Source organism: Bradyrhizobium sp. BR 1432 (assembly GCF_051547705.1).
Classification (GTDB): Bacteria; Pseudomonadota; Alphaproteobacteria; order Rhizobiales; family Xanthobacteraceae; genus Bradyrhizobium; species Bradyrhizobium zhanjiangense.
Window position 1 is genome coordinate 6,034,493 of sequence record NZ_JBPUGF010000003.1, and the last position, 19,160, is coordinate 6,053,652.

Below are 19,160 nucleotides of genomic sequence, written 5' to 3' on the forward strand. Positions count from 1 at the left end.
TCAGGAGAACTTCACATGTTGAGACGCACATTCCTGGCCGCCATCATCTGCCTGGCACTGGCTGGACCGTCATTCGCCCAGACGAAACCCGCGCGGATCATCGTCGGCTTCGCCCCCGGAGGGCCCGTCGACAGCGTTGCGCGGATCCTGGCCGATCAGCTTGGAAAAGAGCTCGGTCGCACCGTGATCGTCGAAAACAAGTCGGGTGCAAACGGGGCGATCGCTGCCCAGGAGGTCATCAGATCGTCGCCTGACGGCAGCACGATCTGGATCACGTCGGTCGGTGCGGCCGCAATCAACCCATCGCTTTACGACAAGCTCGTCTATGACATGACGAGGGACTTTGCGCCGGTCTCGCTGGTCGTGAACAACGTCGAAGTTCTCGTGGTCAATCCGAATGACAGCGCAAAGGATGCTGCCGATTTCGTCGCCAACGCCAGGCGGGCCAAGGAGACGGCTATGGCTTCGTCGGGTGTGGGATCGATTCCCCATCTCGCGATCGAGCAACTCGCCGACGCGACCGGTGCGGCGTTTCTGCATGTGCCCTGACAAGGGAGCGGCTCCCGCGATTTCTGATGTGATGGGAGGTCAGGTCGCGGGTTTTTTTGGAGATGTGCCTGGTCTCATCGGCCACGTCAGAGGAGGCAAATTGCGCGCCGTCGGTGTGGCGGCGCCGAAGCGGCACCCGGCGTTGCCCGACGTCAAGACGTTCGAAGAGCAGGGCTTCAAAGGCATCGATACCAACAATTGGTACGCAATATTCGTGTCATCGAAGACTCCTCTCGCCGTGGTGGAAACTCTGAACAAGGCCGTACGGGCGAGCCTGACCGCACCGGACGTGAACGCCAAGCTGATCGCGCTGGGCGCCGAGCCGGCCCCCTCGACCCCAGACGAATTGGCCGCTCTTCTCAAGACGGATACCGAGAAGTGGTCGGCCTTGATCAAGGCGAAAAATATCAGAGGTGAGTAAGATGGCTGACGGAATCCGGGTGCCGCCGGTCGTCCCTGGTACGCGACCCGAGCTTGCCAATCTCGAGGGTCGGATCCTGGCTGAACGCGGACGCATCTCGCTGCTCTACCAGGTCCTGCTCAACTCGGGGCCGATCGCCGCCGGCTGGGAACGGATGTTGACGGCGGTACGCAACGAGACATCGCTCCCTGCGGACTTGCGCGAGCTCGTCATCTTGCGCGTTGCGGTGCTCAATCGGGCCAGTTTCGAATTCGAAGCCCACGCGCCGATCGCGAAGCGCGCCGGTCTTAGCGACGAGAAGATCGAGGCGGTGAAGCAGGATGGCATCGCTGCAGCGTTCGATTCCCGCGAAGCGCTGATGCTCGAGCTCACCGATGCAATGACGCGCGACATCATCGTATCGGACGCACTCTTCGGGAAGCTCCGGGAAACGTTCGATGACGGCGGGATCGTGGAAGTCGTGGCGACCATCGCTGCGTACAACATGGTCTCACGCTTTCTCGTCGCGCTCAATGTTTGCCATTGACAGGGAGCCAGGACGATCGACCAAAGAGATCGCCAGCGAAGTTGATGGTCACCTTTGGCTCTAGGATCGGGGGCGTGGCCTGCCGCGAATAGTTGTCCGGGAAGGCAAGCGCCATGCCTCCAAGAAGAGGAGGGTCATCGATCTACGCTTTTCCCAGGAGGACTTGGCCGTGAGGATCGGCGTCGGTCGCCAAACGATCAACCGGTTGCTCAAGAGTTCTCGAGCAGGATGAGTTGTTAGGAGAGCCGCTGTTGGTGCAAACCTTGACATCAGAGGCCTGTCCGATTGACCGATGACGGTATCTGCTGCAAGTCGAGGAAAGCACAAGAGCAGGCCGTTCCGAGCTTGTGGCCCGTCGAGTGCCCCGATTGATTCCGATACTTGCTGAAGATACCAACCCTCAGAGCCACCCAAATTTTCCTGTGAATTCAAGACCAAAAAATTGCGGCGGGTATACCGGCGGCATTTGTCCGTCAGATTTGAAGATTTGTGCTTGCAAATCAACGACGAAACGTCGTTCGAAATGATTGAGTGGGTAGTGTGGCCGGTGGCTGACGCGCAGTTTGGCGTAGGTTTTCGTAAGATTATTCTCACTCCTTTCATCTTGGTCGATGACCACCGTTGTATGCGTTGGCTTAGCCGACGCCCGGCCGCGATTTCAAGCCGGCATCGCTGGTGTGCGCGTTGCAGCGTACAGAAGGGAAGAAAGCCGTACTGAAGGCTTGTGGCGCGTGGGCAGGGTCCGGAGTTGCGAGGGGAGGAGCGGGCGAGTGCCTACGTGCAGTCTCAGCAGTTCGACGCGGAATTGAAAATCGTGGGTTTGACTCCCACTCTCTCCGCCGCACCATTTCTCTACTTTATCCGGCTGTTCGAAGCGACAGCAAAACAATGAAGAGTGCCAGAACAGTTGTTGCAGCTAATTCCGTGATGTTACCCTTGGTCACCGCGCCAACAGTAGCTTCAGAACGTGGGGTCGGAGATTTTGATGAAGAACCTAGCGCGCAAGACCAAGTCGTTAGTTGTTGGACACGAAAAGAGATGAAAAACCTCGGTTAAATCGCAACCTGAAGTGAATGTCGGTATCGGTGGTTGCACCTGCATCATGCCAGTCCACCGCGCGTTCCTGGCAACGTGAGGGACAGCCGCAGGGGATCGCGATAGACGTGCGGCAGGGCCGCCCGCCTGCCAAAGCCGAAAGCTCGGAGTTCGAGACAAACACGTTTGGCGTTTCGTCCCGCTGGAAAGCGATGCGCATGGAATACTCGCGACTGAGAGGTGTCGGCCTGTCCCGATAATCCAAAATCAAGCCTGTCGCATGCAGCCGGGCCGTCCCCACACACAAATCGGGTTGGCGCGCAGACCGGACGAACGCTTTCGACGGCTTCACCGCCGCTTTTGACCCGAGTCGGAGAGTACGAACGCGGCTTCGACCGCGGCTCGGTTGCTCCGCCCGACGGCATGGCTCAGGTTGCCATCACAACCCATTAGTGCGGCAGATTGGTCTGGCGCCTGCGCAGGCTGATGGAGGCGTTCCGGCACGAGGGGAATGCGCAGCCAGAAAAGTGAGGAAATGATCATAAACGAGGGCCTAGTGTCGGTGGTTATTCGCATGATCTAAACGTCGCTTTGGCGCCTATACTCCGTCGGTGTCGTTCCGACCATGCGGCGGAACGCGGTGGCCATGTGCTGCGACGAGGCAAAGCCACAGGCGTGCGCAACCTGGGTAACGCTAAGGGGGCCTGCTACCAGAAATTCCTTTGCGAGTTCTATCCGAAGCATCATTACATAGCGATGGGGCGGAACTCCCGTGCTGGTCTTGAAGGCGCGTGCGAAATGATATGGAGAGCGAGAAACAAGTGCAGCAAGCTCGGCGAGCGACAAGTCACTCGCGAGTTGACCCTTCATGTACTCAGTGAGGAGCTTCAATTCTTTCGGTGTTAGTCCGCCTTTCGCCAGTTTCATCCCAATCGCGGGCTGCGAGGCTCGCGCGAGCAAAGTCGCGAGCGCCATGCCAAAGCTGTCGGCCTCCAATTGCGTCAGTCCATGCGCGCTTAGCTCCCAAAGTTGCTCCGCGAGCTGCAGCGGCAACGTGTCATAGCGTGCTCCATGATGGAGCGGTCCGCAGTCTTGGAGGCGCCAAGGATCGTCCCAAAAAACCTTGGACGAAAATTCAATGACGAGAAGATCGATGTTGGACGTGAGGTCGTACCTGCAAGGATGATCGGGAGGCGCGACGAAATAGTTTGGTGCGGACAGATCCGCGTTGAAACGGCCTGCGCCCAGATCGACGACAGACCGACCCGCCCGAGGCGCGCGGCTAATCTGAAGCGATACTCCATGGGCAGATTCGACGTACTCACCGGCTTGGTGCTGCGGCGAACGAAACAAATTCAGTCCGCCAACAGATCTGTGCTGTTGTTCAAACGGATATATAGTGCGGTAATAGTCGGCGTAGCTCAGGGGGTGACTCATGGGCGGGCATCACGATGCGGTCTCCTACTAGGACAGTGGGAGAGGCGTCGTGTCGATTACACCATAGTGTATGGTTGTTTGTTGCGATAGCGGCGAAGCCGTTGGCGTACATGCCGTCGACGCAGATCAGGTGGTTCTTGTGAGTGGCGCCTTACGCAGGCCTGATGCTGAGTTTGGATTGGTATCGCCGCGACGGAAGGCGCTTGCGTCAGACTGTTTAGCATTGTGGCCGATCAACCATACTCACGGCCTGCGGCCTCGTCTCAGGATGCCGCGGATCTCTTGCGGCGTAGCGTGGAAGGTTTTATGGAAGGCCAACCTGGCTTCCGCCCCACTCCTGTCCAGCTCGCGAGCGAGTTGTTCGAGGCCCGGCTCCTGAGCGTCGCCAAGAAGCGACAAGAGGCGCCGGCTCTCTTGTCCGGAAAGCGCTCGGGGCCGCGGGCGGCGAGGAGGCTTTGTCGTTGCGTGGGTACGAATGAGATGGCATCCGAGACTCAAGGAAAGATCGTCCAGCTCAAGGCGGCTAGGCACATCGCCGCGCCGCAATCGCTGCTCGAGCCTGCGTCCGATCCGACCAAGCACGGGCTCTCGGGCAAAATGGGGTAGGGTGAAGGTTAGCCCGAATGCGTCTATTGCCGAGAGTCCAAGGTCTTCGCCGAGTTGCCAGAGATCGGCGGCCGGAAAGTAGATGTGGATGACGCGCCAGTCGCCCGTCAGCATAGCGGCCGGTGCTTGGCCTGCTTGGACCAATTCAACCGCGCCAGCCTCAAACATTCCCTCATGTACTTCGCGACCATCCACGGCGTAGGTCGCATGGTGGCCGCAAGTCGATACCGCGAGAATGTGTGTTGTCGGATCTGAAGGCGATGCGACTTCGAGTCTCTGAGCGTTCTGGCCCGCGAATACGCCGGCCGATAGGCCAGCTGTCCGCCCCGGCCAGGCAATTGCAATCGGAGAGATGCCCCAATCAGCTGACACACTCTCAGGGGTTGTCGATCCTCGTTCGCCCATAGCGTTGCCACCGGTCAATTATTGTTTCGCATGATGGCGGACGCGCGCTGGAGACATGTCTTGTTCGCCAACGAAGGCCAGCAAGCACCAAGTCACGATTTCAACCATAGCCGTAGTTGATCAAGTGTCGCCAGCTCTAATGTGCGTTCGATACCAAAGACGGCGCGGTTTTGCGCAAGAATTTGAACATTCATCAAATCCGTGAACGACGACTGTGGCTTTGTGCTCCACATCCATCCTCGAGATCGTTGCTGAGATCTGCGCAGCGTTTCTTGGCACGAGGGCCTCAAAGCGTCCGGCATCTGGAGTCGCGACGGCATTCAGCGAGACGGCCTCTCAACGAACGTATGAGCAGACCCGCCGGCTAGCCAGGTTGCTGATCCGGTGGGACACCACTGCTGAAGGAGAAGTTATGGCGAATACATTGAAGAGCAAGTCAAGCGTTCTGTCGACTGGTGGCGGGCAAGCCCTGATCGACCCGGCCGACACAGTGATCCTATTGCTCGATCACCAATCCGGTCTGTTCCAAACAGTGAAGGATATCGCGGTCGCCGACCTCCGGCGGAACGTCGAAATGATCGCGAAACTAGCGACATTGCTGAAGATCCCGGTCATTACGACCGCATCTGAGCCGAAGGGACCGAACGGCCCGCTCATGCCGGAAATCCATAAGCACGCGCCGCATGCCGTGTTCGTGCCGCGTAAGGGTGAAGTGAATGCCTGGGATAACGCAGACTTCGTCGAAGAGGTGCGCTCGACCGGCCGAAAGACGTTGGTCATGGCGGGTGTCTGGACGAACGTTTGCGTGATGTTCCCGGCGCTGGATGCCCGGGCAGCTGGATTCGACGTGTATGCGGTGATCGACGCCTCCGGCGACCCGAGCGAATTGGCGTCGCGCACGACGCTGGCCCGCTTCGTCCAAGGCGATGTTATCCCGACGTCGACCAATGCGCTCCTGTCCGAGCTTCATCGCACGTGGGCCCGCCCTGAAGCGGCAGAGCTCGCGAAGTTGTATGGCCTGGTGGCGCCCAACTACGCCGCGGTATCGGAGAGCTACGAGAAGGCTCAGGAGGTCGCAAAACATGCAAAATGACGTCGAGCTTTGTTCGGGTGCCGTACGCACGGCATGAAGGCGTCAGCGCGCGACGGCAGGCAAGACCGCGGTAATCCCCAAAACGTTCAAAGGAAGGAAGCCGATATATGTTGTGTCTCTTGGCGCGGGCCTCCTTGTTGGATTGATCTATAGCGTTCTCAACGTGCGCTCTCCGGCGCCGCCTTTGGTCGCCCTCGTCCGATTGTTCGGCATTCTCGTCGGCGAGCAGTTGCTTCCTGTCGGCAAGCAACTGCTCGTAGGCTCGATCATCGCGGCTGCATGGCGCGAAGGAGGATGCTCTGCTTACATGTTCGGGATGTTGCCGGGACGGCACGGTGATGATACGGCAGAATCGAAAGAGGACTTGTCATGAGTGTTCCGGACCTCATCCTGCACCGCGGTCTGACCACGAAGCCCGATCGTTCCACGGGCATTTGCGACCTACCGGAACCGGGTACCACAAGACGGTATCACAAGTCTATGTGCGCGCATGCTGTGGTGCAGGTCGTGGTGCAGGTCGAATCCGACAGCGCGCCGGGAACTGCGCGACGATTCGTCCGCACGGCATCAGCTCTGCCGACGAGCACAAGGATTTTTCACACCAAGGTGCAATTGAGCAGTCAATTTCATGGGCTCTACTCTCGGCTGTTCGCGATACCTGACTGAGAGAGCGCATAGATGATCCCGATCGAGAGCATCTAGGTCGATAACAATAATGTCCCTGCGAAACTATCGTAAAGTAGCGAGACTGAGCTGCATCCTAAGTTCCGCAACGCGTAATCATCTTTCGCAGTTTGGCCATGACGATGTCCCTGAACAGATTTGATCTGAATCTTCTGCGCGTGTTCGACGCGGTCATGGAGGAACGAAGCGTGCTGCGAGCCAGCCGGAGGATATGTGTCAGCCCTACGGCCGTTAGTCACGCTCTCGCCCGGTTAAGAGAGTTGCTCGACGACGAATTGTTTGTTCGCACGAACGCGGGGATGCAACCGACCGCGCGCTCGGTTGCGATGGCCCCTTTGATACGCCAAGCGTGGAAATCACTGGAGGCGGCGATCGACCCACCCAAATTCGAGCCAGGTAGTTCGACGAGGCGGTTCACTATTGCGGTGAGCGATTTTGCCACCATGGTGATGCTGCCATATCTCCTCACCATTTTAAGGAGGGAGGCGCCGCTCGTTAATCTCGTAATCCGGCCGGATAGTTGGATCGATCTGGCCGAGGAGATAGATCTCGGACAGATTGATGCAGCAATCGGTACTTTCTCAGATGTGCCTGCGCGTTTCGGGTCAAGCTCGCTCTTTGCATACGATGATGTCCTTATCACGAGTTCTTCACGGGAACTCGGCAAGCCGTCGCTTGAGGCATTCTCTGCGCTTTCCATAGCCGTGGTCTTGTTGAATGGCGAGCATGAGGGAGCTGTCGACGGCTATGTATCTGAACGTGGGCTGGCCCGGCGATCGGAAATGTTCGATAGGGCCGCCTTCGAACGGGCCTTTTCGGGGGCAAAGCGAAGTCCGCGCATAGCTGTCTCATTGCCTCACTTTCTTGCGCTTCCCTCACTACTTGAGGACGCGGATTTGACGGCTATCGTGCCACGGCCGCTCGCCAAGTTGTTGGTCGGCAGGCACCCACTGTCGATGCACGAGTTACCATACAAAACGACTTTGGAGGACGTTAGCGTTCTGTGGCATGAACGGAACGAGGGTGACGCGCCGCAAGAGTGGCTGCGCGCCACATTGAGCCGAGCTACCGAGCCTCTGCGGGCTCGTTTGTTTGAGTTTGCGAGACCCATATTAAGCCCATCGGTGCAGCGGCTCGCCGCGGAAGCGTGAGGGAGGTCGAAGACTTCCTGTATTCCAAAAACCGACACCAAGGTACGATGGACCTCGCCGAAGAGGCACTCTATTCTAGCGGGCGGACCTTGGCTGTTCGCAACCTTGATTTGTGGCCTCTTACGAGTTGTTCAGGGAATGACGTGGAGGACGGCCGGCCTCCCAAAGACCTTCATCAAGCGCCGTATCGGGACTTCCCGTGAGAGCTGGTCAATTCGTTCGAGCCGGCTCTCAGCAACTCCAACGGTGAGCGGGCTAGGAATTGACCCCGTGGCCGACCAGCAGCCAGCGGAGTAGAACATGGGCGAAACGGCAGTTCGGCGCCGTGACCGCAGCTTGTATGAGTTGATGACCCGTAGTCCGAAGTGTCAGTGAGTGCCGGCGCTATGGTCGTCGTAACGGAAGGGCCTCTGCGTGCGCAAACTTGCGACAGTTGGAAGGGGCATGGTAGCTTATGTTATGCGATCGTACTCTATCATTGTCGACGGCCTCTGAAGCGACAGCTCGGGTTTGCTGCCGCCGGAAAGGGATACGTGGAAATGTCTCCGAGCGTAAGTTGAGCACGCCGGGGTGTCCTTGGCAGCGATCTAAAATGGTGGTCAACAGCAAACATTCTGCTGAGCAGCGCCAGTGCTCTCGGTGCTGTATCAACGATCTGAACAGGATCCTTGCTCATCCTCCTATCTGGAGCGATGGCTCGTTCTCACAAGCGCTTCCGGATTTGCTGGACATCGTGGTGGACATGCTCCACCTGGACTTTGCTTACGTTCGTCTCAAAGACCCAGTCAAGATGGAATATCTTGAAGTAGCTCGAACAGCGAGATCACTTGTCGGAGCCATCGCGCCGCAGGAGGTAAGCAGCGTTCTAAGCACTTCGCTGGGTCAAGACCCGAAAACTTGGCCCTTGATCCAGCGAATTGCGATTGGCGAGAGAGAGCTGTCGACCATATCGCTGCACCTGGGATGGCTCCCGGATGATACCGGAATGTTGGTGGCTGCATCTCATCGTGCCGAGTTTCCCGAAGAGGCAGAGACGCTTCGCCTCAGAATTGCAGCCAATCAAATTGCGAGCGGCCTACAGGAGGCGCGGCTCTTCAGCCAACGAACGCGAGTTGACGAAACTACAGATCAAGAGGTTTGGCGGCGAACCAAAGAGATTCTTGCCCTTAGCGAAGATCGAAGACAAGAGATTGTCGAGCTCAGGCGAGTGGTGGAATCGCTTCGCGTACGAGAAATCGATATTCAGTTGATAGTGGACGCCATTCCGGCTCCTCTAGCCATTATGACGGTGGATGGAGAGGTTGAGGCCGTCAATCGTCCTGTCCTTGAATATTTCGGGATGGGCGCCGATGAATTGAAGCGCTGGAGCACGACCGGAGCCGTCCATCCTGATGACGTAGCCGCGACGATCAGCACATGGAGGCGGGCGGTCCAAACTGGCGAGCCATATGAAGTGGAAAGCCGGCATCGCCGCAGCGATGGTGTCTACCGATGGTTCAGCGTCCGCGGCTTTCCATTACGAGATAAGCACGGAGACATCGTACGCTGGTGTGTACTGCAAATCGACGTCGAGGAACGGAAACGCGCCGAGGAAGCGTTGCGAGCCAACGAGCGCAATCTCAATCTCATCATCAACACCATTCCTGGGCTCGTGTGGTCTGCTAGTGCAGACGGCTCAGCCGACTTCGTCAATCAGCACTACGCAGATTATGTGGGCTTCGACTTGGAGCACCTCCAAGGGTCTAGGTGGACGGCGGCGATTCATCCCGACGACAGGAGCGGTATGGCTCATGCGTGGCGTTCGTTCATGACGTCGCGCCGAGCGGGAGAGAGGGAAGCGCGATTGCGCCGCTTCGATGGCACGTACCGATGGTTTCTGTTTCGCGCCAATCCACTACTTGATGAGTCCGGTAATGTCATCAAATGGTTCGGAATCAACACCGACATAGAAGACCGCAAGCGCGCCGAGGAGCAGCTGCGCGATACGCAAACGAAACTAGCGCATATGGCGCGTATGACGACGATGAGTGAGCTAACGGCATCCATAGCCCACGAGGTCAACCAGCCGCTATCGGGCATCGTCACTAATGCAAGCACTTGCTTGCGCATGTTAGCCGCGGATCCACCAAATGTCGCAGGTGCCCTCGAAACCGTGCGCCGTACGCTTCGTGACGGCAACCGGGCGTCCGATATCATTGGTCGCCTGCGATCGCTCTTCAATAGGAAGGCGCCTGTAGCCCGGCCGGTGGACCTGAACGAGGCGACCCGCGAGGTCATTCCGTTACTACTAAATAGGCTTCATCGTGATGGCGTCAGCCTGCGGATGGAATTTGCCGAAGACCTTCCGCTCGCGGCCGGCGATCGGGTGCAACTTCAGCAAGTAATCTTGAATTTGCTCCAAAATGCCATGGACGCGATGAGCATGATCGATGATCGACCAAGAACGCTGACGATCAGGACGGAGCGGGAGCAAAGTAATTGGATTCGCCTGAGTGTGCAGGATTCGGGACATGGTTTTGACGGTGAGGCCATAGAAAAGCTTTTTGACGCATTCTATACGACCAAGGACGACGGTATGGGAATTGGATTATCGGTCAGTCGCTCGATTATTGAGAATCATCATGGGCGCCTATGGGCGTCGTTGAATGACGGCTGGGGGGCCACGTTCTCGTTTTCAATTCCCCGAAGCGCAGAGAGTATAACTAGCGCGCACAGTCTTGACGCCAAGGGAACGCTCGGTGAGGGCGGCGTCACGAGGAATGTATGATGGTCACACGTTCGTTTGTGTCGGTGGTCGACGACGATGAGTCCGTGCGGAGTCCTTACCGGACCTGCTGAGGGAATTCGGCTACGCGGCTCTAGCGTTTTCGTCGGCCGAAGAATTTCTGGCATCTGAATATGTAGGGCAGACGGGCTGCCTCGTTCTCGATATCGCGATGCCCGGTATGACTGGTCCCGAACTCCAAAGAGAGCTGACGCGTCTCAACCAAAGAATTCCAATTGTCTTCATCACCGCGCATGGAGATAATTCAACACGTCCGCGAATGCTTGAGCAGGGCGCCGTTGAGTGCCTTTCCAAGCCATTCAGCGACGAAGCTCTGCTGAAGGCGCTCAATGCTGCGTTCGGAGCCAGTTGAGGTTGGAAAGTACTCACGCGTCTGATGTGAGATATTGGAAAAGGAATCGATGGCGGAAGGGCTCCTCGCTATGTCACACGAAGACGCAATCGTGTTCGTCATCGATGATGACGTCTCGGTACGCGAATCTCTAGAATTGCTGATACGTAACGCGGGCTGGCTGCCGGAGATATTCGAGTCCGCTCAGGTGTTCCTCTCGCGCCCACGCGTGTCTGTTCCTCATTGTCTGATTTTAGACGTTCGTCTTCCGGGGCTTAATGGCCTCGAATTGCAAAAGCGGGTAGCAGTCGAGCGCCCCGATATGCCGATCATCTTTATCACGGGTTACGGGGACGTGCCGATCACGGTCCAAGCCATGAAGGCTGGAGCCGTAGAATTTTTGACTAAGCCATTCAGTGATACTTTGTTGCTGGATGCAATTCGAGATGCCATCAATCGAAGCGACGCCTTACTCCGCCGTGAGGCTGAGGTGCAGGATCTGCGAGATCGCTATGCCTTGCTCAGTCGACGTGAGCGGCAGGTGATGGGTCTGATCGTTCGTGGTGTCTTGAACAAGCAGGTGGCCCACGAGCTCGGCATAAGTGAGATAACAGTCAAGGCGCATCGAGGCCAGGTAATGCGGAAGATGAACGTAACCTCGTTCGCCGAATTGGTGAGCATCGCGCCAAAGCTAGATCCTTAGCGTCGACTGGAAAGCCGGTGGCGGTGTCACAGCGCTTGGCTCTTTGCTGCCTCGGTTACGCGTCAGTATAGCCAACGCGGTGACGAAGCGCGTATCGCGGGCCCTTCGTGGCATTGGTGTACCAATATTCGAACGCTGAGCGACCGGAATGCAGCCTGCTCATCCGAGCGCTGAAATCGTTTCACTTCCGCGCGCTCGCTAAATTGCACAACATCCACGTCGACTTCGCGACGGTTAGAGGCAACGGCGGGACATAAGCATCGATGGATGCTGTTAGCTTGCGCATAGCAACGGGAGGGGCTCGGCAATGGTGGAAGCTCAGATGATTAGCAAGCGCGCTTTGGTGAATGGCGTGACGCTGCACTACGTAGCGGTCGGTTCCGGGCCTGCAGTGCTATGCCTCCACGGCTGGCCTCAAAATCACCGCGAGTTCCTGCCGATCTTTAAGGAGTGTGCTGAGCGCTACCAATTCATAGCCCCGGACCTGCGTGGGTACGCCGACAGCGACAAGCCCTATGCTGACTATATGCCGGCCACCATCGCCCAGGATTTGCTTGAGCTCGCCGACGTTGAGAAGGTCGACCAATTCCACATTCTCAGCCACGACCTTGGAGGGCCGCCGTCCGTCGCCCTAGCTTACATGGCAGGAGCGCGCGCGCTGTCTCTAGCGACGATCGAGACGCCGTTCTTCGGACTCGATTACAAGGACTATGTGGATCCGAGAGTGCCGTATTGGCATCTGTCGATGCACGCCAATATGGATATTGCGCGTTTCTTGATCGAAGGTCGAGAAGAACAGTATCTTCGTCACTTTTTTCGAGACTTTGCCTACAATCCCAACGCGATCAACGAAGACGAACTACAACGGTACGTTATTCAGATGAAGCAGCCCGGAAACCTGCGGGCCAGCCTCAACCACTACGCCTTCATCGATGAGAAAGCGGCGCAACTCGCTGAGTTCGCAAAGGAGAAGCTTTCGATTCCGACCATGGGGTGGGGAGGGCGCCGATCCTTTGGGGCGCACTGCTTCGACAGCGCCAAGGCACTCTCGGACCGGGCAGAGGGCGGTGTCATCGAAGAGTGCGGACACTGGGTGTTCGAGGAAAAAACGGACTTCATTTGCGAGCAACTCGTTCAATTCTGGGACAAGGGTGCCAGGTTGTAATCGGCATGATCGAATCAAGCCCTCCATTTCGCATCGAGAGTACAGAGCATACCGGCATCACGGTGTCGTCGCTCGATCAGGCGCTTTCGTTCTGGGTCGACGTCATGGGCTTCGATCACCTGTATACTTGGGACTTCGATGAAAGCTCTTTCCTTGAGGAGCTGGTCGGCGTGAATGCGGCAGCGGCGCGTTTAGCAATGGTGAAGGCGCCCGGTCATTTGATCGAGCTTCTGGAATACCGCTCTCCGAACGACCGGAAGGTAGTGAAGCCCCGGTCCTGCGATGTGGGATCTGTACATGTGGCCTTCCGGGTCGAGAACATCGACGCATTGTTGGAGCGGATCAGTACTGTGGGGTGGAACGCTTTAAGCCGGGTCCAAAAGGTGGAGTCCGGGGAGCGCACCGGACTTCGCCTCGTTTACGTGCGTGGGCCGGACGGCGCGAACTCTCGAGTTTCTTGAGTATCCAAAAAGTAGCCCCGGCGCGGCACCCTGAGTTTCGATCGACCAATTCCGGGAAAGGAAGGAAAAGTCATGCTCCGAAGCAGAGCGATTTTCATCGTCGGCACGATCATGTTTGGCGCAGCCGCAGCAGCGCAGCCGCCGGCGCCACAACTTCCAAAGTACTCCAAGTCGCCTGCCGAATTGACTGCTATCGCGCCAACCGGTGGCGTGGGAGGGTCGGGCAACGCCAAGGTCCAAGTCGTTACGATTCTAGGCGATCCGTCCAAGCCAGGGCCGTACAGCCAACTGCTTAAGGTCGCGCCCCATGCGACCATTGCCGCGCATCATCACGCAGGGGATCGGGTCGGCACGGTGCTGCAGGGAACCTGGATGTTCGGTTACGGTCCAAGTTTCAGCAAGGAAGAACTCCGGACGCTTCCCGTCGGGTCAGTTTACACCGAGCCGTCAGGCGCTGCGCACTTCGCGATGACCGGTGACGAGGCGGTAACTGTGTTGATCACCGGCTCAGGGCCGACGGATACTGTCTACGAGAACCCTGCTGACGACCCGATGAAGAAGCCGTGAGACACCGACTCCGGGCGTTCACTATTTCAGCCGTTCACGGTGGGCGAGCGACGCGAAGCGCAGCTTATCGCGATTGCCGATCTGCATGAGATCGGGCACAGCGGGCGCGTCGATGCGCACAAGCCGTACTCAGAATCGCATATTAATTCTCAGGCCAGCTGAGCAAAAATGCTTGCACAATTTGCCGGAGCTCATTCCTCGTGGCGCCGCCCTTTGCCTCAACCGCCATGCCTTGAATGGTCAACACCACAAGCCGCGCCGCATCGGCCGTCGTCATGCCAGGAGGCAGCGGCCCGGCGCTTGTCACAGCTTCGAGCCTGTCGCGTAGGATCTGACCGAATTCATTTCGGCTGCGAACGAGATGTTGGCGGATTGATTCAGTTTCCGGTGAACATGCAAGCGCAGCGCCCGTGATAAGGCAGCCCGGGGGCGTGCGCGATCCAGCGTGCAGATCGGCCATGCCATATAGTAGACGCTCTATAATTCGCCGCGGTGTTGGTTCGGCCAGGGCGCATGCCTGGCGAAATTCAACGTGCTTGGACAAGTAGCGCTCGACGATCCGATGGAACAGCTCTTCCTTGCTACCGAACGCAGCGTACAGGCTTGATTTCGTAAGCCCCGTCGCGTCGAGAAGATCATTCAACGAAGTGCCTTCATATCCTTGCTGCCAGAACACCTGCAGCGCTTTATCCAGCACCTTAGTTTCATCAAACTCTCGGACTCGAGACATTGTCGCTCCTGAACCAAACGCATTATAGTGGACCGAGTGGTCCATTATATCAACCTATGTTATTGATTCAAAACCCCGAAAATGCGGCAAGGGCCGGTACCAGTTCAAGCGGCAGGCGAAAGTGAAACGATTTCACTAGCGAGATGAATCTGATGCAGTTTGCCGTTCGAGCTCGGCCTTCCGAGATTCTAGAGATTGTCAGGCGTGTAGGCTAGTGCGTTCAGTCGACGCACCTGAACGTGCGGCGCTTGCGAACGAACGGATTATTGACGGATCCAGCTACCGATAGGCAAGCAAGCGACTTCCGACGCGCTTGGAAGTGCGTCCGGCTTCGCAATGCGACGCTTTCCGCAAGCGATGATTTCATTATTTGCGGGCCTTTCCTCGCTGCGCATCGAACCGCTGTCGGGCCCCCTCGACCTGGTCTTGGTATGCGACGGCCCACCGGTATATCGCCGAGAAGGGACCGCCAAGCGTACGGCCGAGCCGGGTGATGGCGTATTCAACCGCTACCGGAGAGGTATCAAGCACCTTTCGGGAAACCATCCCGCTTCGCTCGAGGCGGCGGAGCGTCTGCGTCAATGACTTCTGAGTGACGGGCTCTAGTGCGCGCTTCAGCTGGTTGAAGCGCGTCGGGCCTCGCGAGAGCGCCGCAACCACCAGGATCGTCCATTTGTCGGCGATCTCTTCGATCAGCACCCGATTCGGACAATCCGCCGGAAATGGCCAAATCTCCAGCTCTGGCGGATAGATGAGTTCAGGAGGTTGAGCTTCATTTTCCACGATGCGGTATCCGATCAGAAACCTGGTAGCGGGCTAGTGCCTAATTTACATGAGCGCCGTGCCGATACTATAGCCCCATCCCATGACGTGGACGGGAAGTGGGTTGAGATGAACATGCAGAACCGCCAAAGCGTAGCACGCTTCGGCCTGTGATTGTCCCATCGAAACCGCCCGCGATCATCAGTGCAAATATCGTCGCGGCGCACAATCTCGGGTCGCGAACACCAGAAGGCATCGGCGCATGGAGTTGTAGTATCTTCAGCCCTTTTTGGAAGTCGCAGCCGCAGGCGCCGTCCCGCCAGTCGCCGCTGTGTCGGCACAACGCGTGAAGGAGAGAAATGCAGCGTTTTCATCGACCGGCTGAAATCGTTTCACTTCCGGCAACGGCACGGACAGCATCAATTACAGGCCGCCTCCAACTGATCTGCCCTCACCAAACTCAGGAGACCTCGAATGCCCAAGCTTGATATGCTTACCCCGCAAAACAGCGCCATCGCCCTGATCGACTATCAGCCGGCAATGTACCAGGGCGTGCAGTCGCATGACCGCCTGGTGGTGTTCAATAATATCCAAATCCTGGCCAAGACGGCGAAGCTGTTCAAGATCCCCACCGTAATATCGACGGTTGCCAAAGACTCGTTCTCCGGTCCGTTCATGCCGGAGGTGACAGATCTGTTCCCAAACTACGAAATCATCGACCGGACGTCCATGAACTCGTGGCTCGATCCGAACTTCCGCAAAGCCGTGGCTGCTACCGGCAAAAAGAAGTTCGTCATCGCCGGGCTGTGGACGGAAGCATGCGTGATGTTTCCGAGCCTCGACATGCTTAAGGAGGGGTACGAAATCTACGTTCCGGCAGATGCCTGCGGTGATCTGTCGCTCGAGGCGCATAACCGTTCCATGGAGCGCCTGCTGCAGGCCGGCGCCGTTCCGATCACCTCGTGCCAATACGTCTTCGAACTGCAGCAGGACTGGGCACGCGCCGAAACCTACGAGGGCGTTATGGATATCCTTCGCGCTCATACGCCTTACGGCATCCAGGTCCGCTTCTCCAAGTGGGCGCTCGGCGAGCACGCTTCCGAGGCTGGCCCGCGGTAACACCCGGAACCGAAGGAGATAGGAGGACTGACATGAAGGTTTATGTATTGTCTTTGGGTGCAGGCCTCCTCGTCGGAGTGATCTACAATCTCCTCAATGTACGCTCGCCAGCGCCGCCCCTGGTGGCGCTGGTCGGGCTTCTCGGAATCCTGATTGGCGAGCAGGTCGTCCCGGTCGCCAAACTCCTGATACGGGGCTCGAGCTTTGTCGAGGCATTCCATCTCTCGAGCTGCAATTCCCACATTTTCGGCATGCTGCCTGGCCGACGCACGGTCGGTCCGATTGATGGCCTCAAGAATCCGGAGAAACAAGCATGAGCAAGCAGGGCCCCGACCTGATCCTGCATCACGGTCTGTTCGCGACACTTGATCGCTCGAACCCGGCGGCGACCGCAGTGGCGATCAAAGACGGGCTGTTTACGGCCGTGGGACACGTTGGCGATGTGATGAAGCTCGCCGGTTCCTCGACAAAGATCGTCGACCTGAAAGGGCGGCGCGTGCTGCCGGGGCTGATCGACAATCATCTCCATATCATTCGGGGAGGGCTAAACTACAATATGGAGCTGCGCTGGGATGGAGTTCTGGTCACTCGCCGACGCCATGGCCATGTTGAAGAAGCAGGTCGCGATCACGCCGCCGCCGCAGTGGGTGCGGGTCGTCGGCGGATTCACCGAGCATCAGTTCGCCGAGAAACGGTTGCCGACGATCGAGGAGCTTAATGCGGTCGCGCCCGATACCCCGGTCTTCATCCTTCATCTTTACGACCGCGCCATGCTAAATGCCGCCGCGCTGCGCGTAATCGGATACACAAAGGACACGCCCGAGCCGCCCGGCGGCGAGATCGTGCGTGATGCGAAGGGCAATCCGACCGGACTTCTCCTGGCCAAGCCGAATGCCAACATCCTCTACGCGACGCTGGCAAAGGGACCGCGGCTTCCCTTCGAATATCAGGTCAACTCGACCCGGCATTTCATGCGGGAGCTGAACCGTCTCGGCGTCACCGGAGCGATCGACGCCGGCGGCGGTTTCCAGAATTATCCGGAGGACTATGCGGTCATTCAGAAGCTGTCGGACGAAGGGCAGCTCACCGTCCGCCTTGCCTACAACCTGTTCACGCAGAAGCCGAAGGGGGAGAAGCAGGACTTCCTGAATTGGACCAAGACTTCGAAGTACAAGCAGGGAACCGACTACTTTCGGCACAACGGCGCCGGCGAGATGCTTGTGTTCTCGGCAGCAGACTTCGAGGATTTCCGCGTGCCTCGTCCGGATATGCCGCCGGAAATGGAGGGCGAACTCGAAGACGTCGTGCGCATCCTCGTCCAGAACAAGTGGCCATGGCGCCTGCACGCGACCTACGATGAGACGATCTCGCGCGCGCTCGACGTGTTCGAGAAGGTCAACCAGGACGCGCCACTTGATGGTCTGCACTGGTTCTTCGACCACGCCGAGACCATCTCCGATCAGTCCATCGACCGCATCGCGGCGCTTGGCGGCGGCATCGCGGTGCAGCACCGCATGGCCTATCAGGGCGAGTATTTCGTCGAGCGCTACGGTTTGGGCGCGGCCGAAGCGACGCCACCGGTCAGGAAGATCATGGACAAGGGTGTGAAGATCTCCGCCGGCACGGATGCAACCAGGGTTGCCTCCTACAATCCGTGGGTCTCGCTGGCCTGGCTCGTGACTGGCATGACCGTGGGCGGTCTGCGGATATATCCTCAGCGCAATTGCCTCGATCGCGAAACCGCGTTGCGGATGTGGACCGAAAACGTCACTTGGTTCTCCAATGAGGAGGGGAAGAAAGGGCGCATCCAGGTCGGTCAGTTCGCAGACCTGATCGTGCCGGATCGGGATTTCTTCTCCTGCGCCGACAACGAGATCGCCGAAATCGCGAGCGATCTGACGGTGGTCGGCGGGCACATCGTCTACGGGGCAGGCGAGTTCAAAGCTCTCGACGATACCGCGCCGCCGCCCGCGATGCCCGACTGGTCTCCGGTGCGCAGTTTTGGAGGGTACGGCAACTGGGCGGAACAGGGCGGCAAGGCACAGGCCATCCGCGCGAACGCAATGCAGATGTGCGGCTGTGCCAACGCGTGTACCGTGCACGGCCACGACCATGCGCGCGCATGGTCCGGAAGGCTGCCGGTTTCGGATCTCAAAAGCTTCTGGGGTGTACTCGGTTGCGCCTGCTGGGCTGTGTGAGATGTTCGCCAAATCGGATACTCCGAGATGGGTTGCGACAGTCCTATCTTGGTCATGGCTTGCCGCGGCGGCCAGAATTGCGCTCGTCTCCGCGTTCTTGATCGGCGGAGTTCAGAAAGCCCTCGATTTTTCGGGGGCCGTTGCGGAGCAGGCGCATTTCGGTCTGCAGCCGGCATGGCTTTGGGCCACGGCGGCCATCATCGTCGAACTCGGCGGCTCCGTGCTCGTCATTCTTGGACGCTGGGTGTGGCTCGGAGCCGGCGGGCTTGGCGTGCTGACTACGGTCGCCATGCTCACCGCGAACGATTTTTGGACCAAAGCCGGCCATGATCGTTTTCTGGCCGTGAACGCCTTTTTCGAGCATTTGGGGCTGATCGCCGGCCTGGTGCTCGTGTCTGTACTGTCCTCGCGCTCGCAATGAGCTTTCAACTT

Annotated in this window: 22 protein-coding genes, 1 tRNA gene and 1 pseudogene; 19 read left to right on the top strand and 5 right to left on the bottom strand. The window is 58.1% G+C overall.

Translation table 11 applies throughout. The features are described 5' to 3' along the window. Positions 1-15: 15 nt before the first annotated feature. From ACSKB8_RS29160 to ACSKB8_RS29175, 4 genes are all read left to right on the top strand, one after another. Positions 16-549 (top strand): Bug family tripartite tricarboxylate transporter substrate binding protein, encoded by a 534-nt coding sequence (locus ACSKB8_RS29160; RefSeq protein WP_438107890.1) that lies wholly within the window; start codon positions 16-18, stop codon positions 547-549. 31 nt (positions 550-580) lie between these two features. Next, positions 581-970, top strand: a complete 390-nt coding sequence (locus tag ACSKB8_RS29165; RefSeq protein WP_438110721.1) for a Bug family tripartite tricarboxylate transporter substrate binding protein — start codon at positions 581-583, stop codon at positions 968-970. 1 nt (position 971) lies between these two features. Then, positions 972-1,496: a carboxymuconolactone decarboxylase family protein gene (locus ACSKB8_RS29170; RefSeq protein WP_438107891.1), complete on the top strand. Its 525-nt coding sequence runs from the start codon at positions 972-974 to the stop codon at positions 1,494-1,496. An 88-nt stretch (positions 1,497-1,584) separates the two neighbouring features. Beyond that, positions 1,585-1,728: a helix-turn-helix domain-containing protein gene (locus tag ACSKB8_RS29175; RefSeq protein ID WP_438110722.1), complete on the top strand. Its 144-nt coding sequence runs from the start codon at positions 1,585-1,587 to the stop codon at positions 1,726-1,728. A 168-nt stretch (positions 1,729-1,896) separates the two neighbouring features. Here the strand turns inward: ACSKB8_RS29175 and ACSKB8_RS29180 are convergent, their stop codons facing one another. After that, positions 1,897-2,115 (bottom strand): hypothetical protein, encoded by a 219-nt coding sequence (locus ACSKB8_RS29180; RefSeq protein ID WP_438107892.1) that lies wholly within the window; start codon positions 2,113-2,115, stop codon positions 1,897-1,899. A 135-nt stretch (positions 2,116-2,250) separates the two neighbouring features. Between ACSKB8_RS29180 and ACSKB8_RS29185 the strand changes: the two genes are divergently transcribed. Continuing rightward, a tRNA-OTHER gene (locus ACSKB8_RS29185) sits at positions 2,251-2,335 on the top strand. Positions 2,336-2,511: 176 nt separating this feature from the next. On the opposite strand, the gene ACSKB8_RS29190 is transcribed toward ACSKB8_RS29185, so the two are convergent. Next, the gene (locus tag ACSKB8_RS29190; protein ID WP_438107893.1) at positions 2,512-2,751 is read right to left on the bottom strand and encodes a hypothetical protein; all 240 of its coding nucleotides are present in this window, start codon (positions 2,749-2,751) and stop codon (positions 2,512-2,514) included. A gap of 359 nt (positions 2,752-3,110) precedes the next feature. Beyond that, on the bottom strand, positions 3,111-3,968 hold the full coding sequence (locus tag ACSKB8_RS29195; RefSeq protein WP_438107894.1) for a helix-turn-helix domain-containing protein: 858 nt from the start codon (positions 3,966-3,968) through the stop codon (positions 3,111-3,113). Positions 3,969-4,448: 480 nt separating this feature from the next. Between ACSKB8_RS29195 and ACSKB8_RS29200 the strand changes: the two genes are divergently transcribed. The 10 genes from ACSKB8_RS29200 to ACSKB8_RS29245 all read left to right on the top strand — a co-directional run bounded on the left by ACSKB8_RS29200 (position 4,449) and on the right by ACSKB8_RS29245 (position 13,919). Beyond that, positions 4,449-4,574 (top strand): hypothetical protein, encoded by a 126-nt coding sequence (locus ACSKB8_RS29200; protein ID WP_438107895.1) that lies wholly within the window; start codon positions 4,449-4,451, stop codon positions 4,572-4,574. 817 nt (positions 4,575-5,391) lie between these two features. Continuing rightward, positions 5,392-6,072 (top strand): isochorismatase family protein, encoded by a 681-nt coding sequence (locus ACSKB8_RS29205; RefSeq protein WP_438107896.1) that lies wholly within the window; start codon positions 5,392-5,394, stop codon positions 6,070-6,072. 103 nt (positions 6,073-6,175) lie between these two features. Then, positions 6,176-6,445: a XapX domain-containing protein gene (locus tag ACSKB8_RS29210; protein ID WP_438110724.1), complete on the top strand. Its 270-nt coding sequence runs from the start codon at positions 6,176-6,178 to the stop codon at positions 6,443-6,445. Between the two features lie 427 nt (positions 6,446-6,872). After that, on the top strand, positions 6,873-7,907 hold the full coding sequence (locus tag ACSKB8_RS29215; protein ID WP_438107897.1) for a LysR family transcriptional regulator: 1,035 nt from the start codon (positions 6,873-6,875) through the stop codon (positions 7,905-7,907). A 592-nt stretch (positions 7,908-8,499) separates the two neighbouring features. Continuing rightward, positions 8,500-10,674, top strand: a complete 2,175-nt coding sequence (locus ACSKB8_RS29220) for a PAS domain-containing sensor histidine kinase (RefSeq protein WP_438107898.1) — start codon at positions 8,500-8,502, stop codon at positions 10,672-10,674. Positions 10,675-10,741: 67 nt separating this feature from the next. After that, the gene (locus tag ACSKB8_RS29225) at positions 10,742-11,044 is read left to right on the top strand and encodes a response regulator transcription factor (protein WP_438110726.1); all 303 of its coding nucleotides are present in this window, start codon (positions 10,742-10,744) and stop codon (positions 11,042-11,044) included. A gap of 49 nt (positions 11,045-11,093) precedes the next feature. Next, a complete protein-coding gene (locus tag ACSKB8_RS29230; RefSeq protein WP_438107899.1) occupies positions 11,094-11,726 on the top strand; it encodes a response regulator transcription factor in 633 nt (210 codons plus the stop codon). Positions 11,727-12,033: 307 nt separating this feature from the next. Beyond that, on the top strand, positions 12,034-12,891 hold the full coding sequence (locus ACSKB8_RS29235) for an alpha/beta fold hydrolase (RefSeq protein WP_438107900.1): 858 nt from the start codon (positions 12,034-12,036) through the stop codon (positions 12,889-12,891). Positions 12,892-12,896: 5 nt separating this feature from the next. Next, positions 12,897-13,352, top strand: coding sequence for a VOC family protein (locus ACSKB8_RS29240; RefSeq protein ID WP_438107901.1), 456 nt, complete (start codon positions 12,897-12,899; stop codon positions 13,350-13,352). A gap of 72 nt (positions 13,353-13,424) precedes the next feature. Further along, complete coding sequence (locus tag ACSKB8_RS29245) at positions 13,425-13,919, top strand: cupin domain-containing protein (RefSeq protein ID WP_438107902.1); 495 nt, start codon at positions 13,425-13,427, stop codon at positions 13,917-13,919. A 142-nt stretch (positions 13,920-14,061) separates the two neighbouring features. Here the strand turns inward: ACSKB8_RS29245 and ACSKB8_RS29250 are convergent, their stop codons facing one another. Both ACSKB8_RS29250 and ACSKB8_RS29255 read right to left on the bottom strand, forming a co-directional pair. Beyond that, positions 14,062-14,649: a TetR/AcrR family transcriptional regulator gene (locus ACSKB8_RS29250; protein WP_438107903.1), complete on the bottom strand. Its 588-nt coding sequence runs from the start codon at positions 14,647-14,649 to the stop codon at positions 14,062-14,064. A gap of 366 nt (positions 14,650-15,015) precedes the next feature. Continuing rightward, entirely contained in the window at positions 15,016-15,432 is a 417-nt protein-coding gene (locus ACSKB8_RS29255; protein ID WP_438107904.1) for a winged helix-turn-helix transcriptional regulator, read from the bottom strand. Between the two features lie 453 nt (positions 15,433-15,885). On the opposite strand from ACSKB8_RS29255, the gene ACSKB8_RS29260 reads away from it, so the two are divergent. The 4 genes and pseudogenes from ACSKB8_RS29260 to ACSKB8_RS29275 all read left to right on the top strand — a co-directional run bounded on the left by ACSKB8_RS29260 (position 15,886) and on the right by ACSKB8_RS29275 (position 19,149). After that, positions 15,886-16,530, top strand: a complete 645-nt coding sequence (locus ACSKB8_RS29260) for a hydrolase (RefSeq protein ID WP_438107905.1) — start codon at positions 15,886-15,888, stop codon at positions 16,528-16,530. 32 nt (positions 16,531-16,562) lie between these two features. Then, entirely contained in the window at positions 16,563-16,847 is a 285-nt protein-coding gene (locus tag ACSKB8_RS29265; protein ID WP_438107906.1) for a XapX domain-containing protein, read from the top strand. Then, positions 16,844-18,728 (top strand): annotated as a pseudogene (locus tag ACSKB8_RS29270) (amidohydrolase). The gene ACSKB8_RS29265 and the pseudogene ACSKB8_RS29270 overlap by 4 nt, the downstream one beginning before the upstream one ends. 1 nt (position 18,729) lies before the next feature. After that, positions 18,730-19,149 (top strand): DoxX family protein, encoded by a 420-nt coding sequence (locus tag ACSKB8_RS29275; RefSeq protein ID WP_438107907.1) that lies wholly within the window; start codon positions 18,730-18,732, stop codon positions 19,147-19,149. The last annotated feature ends 11 nt before the right edge of the window (positions 19,150-19,160 follow it).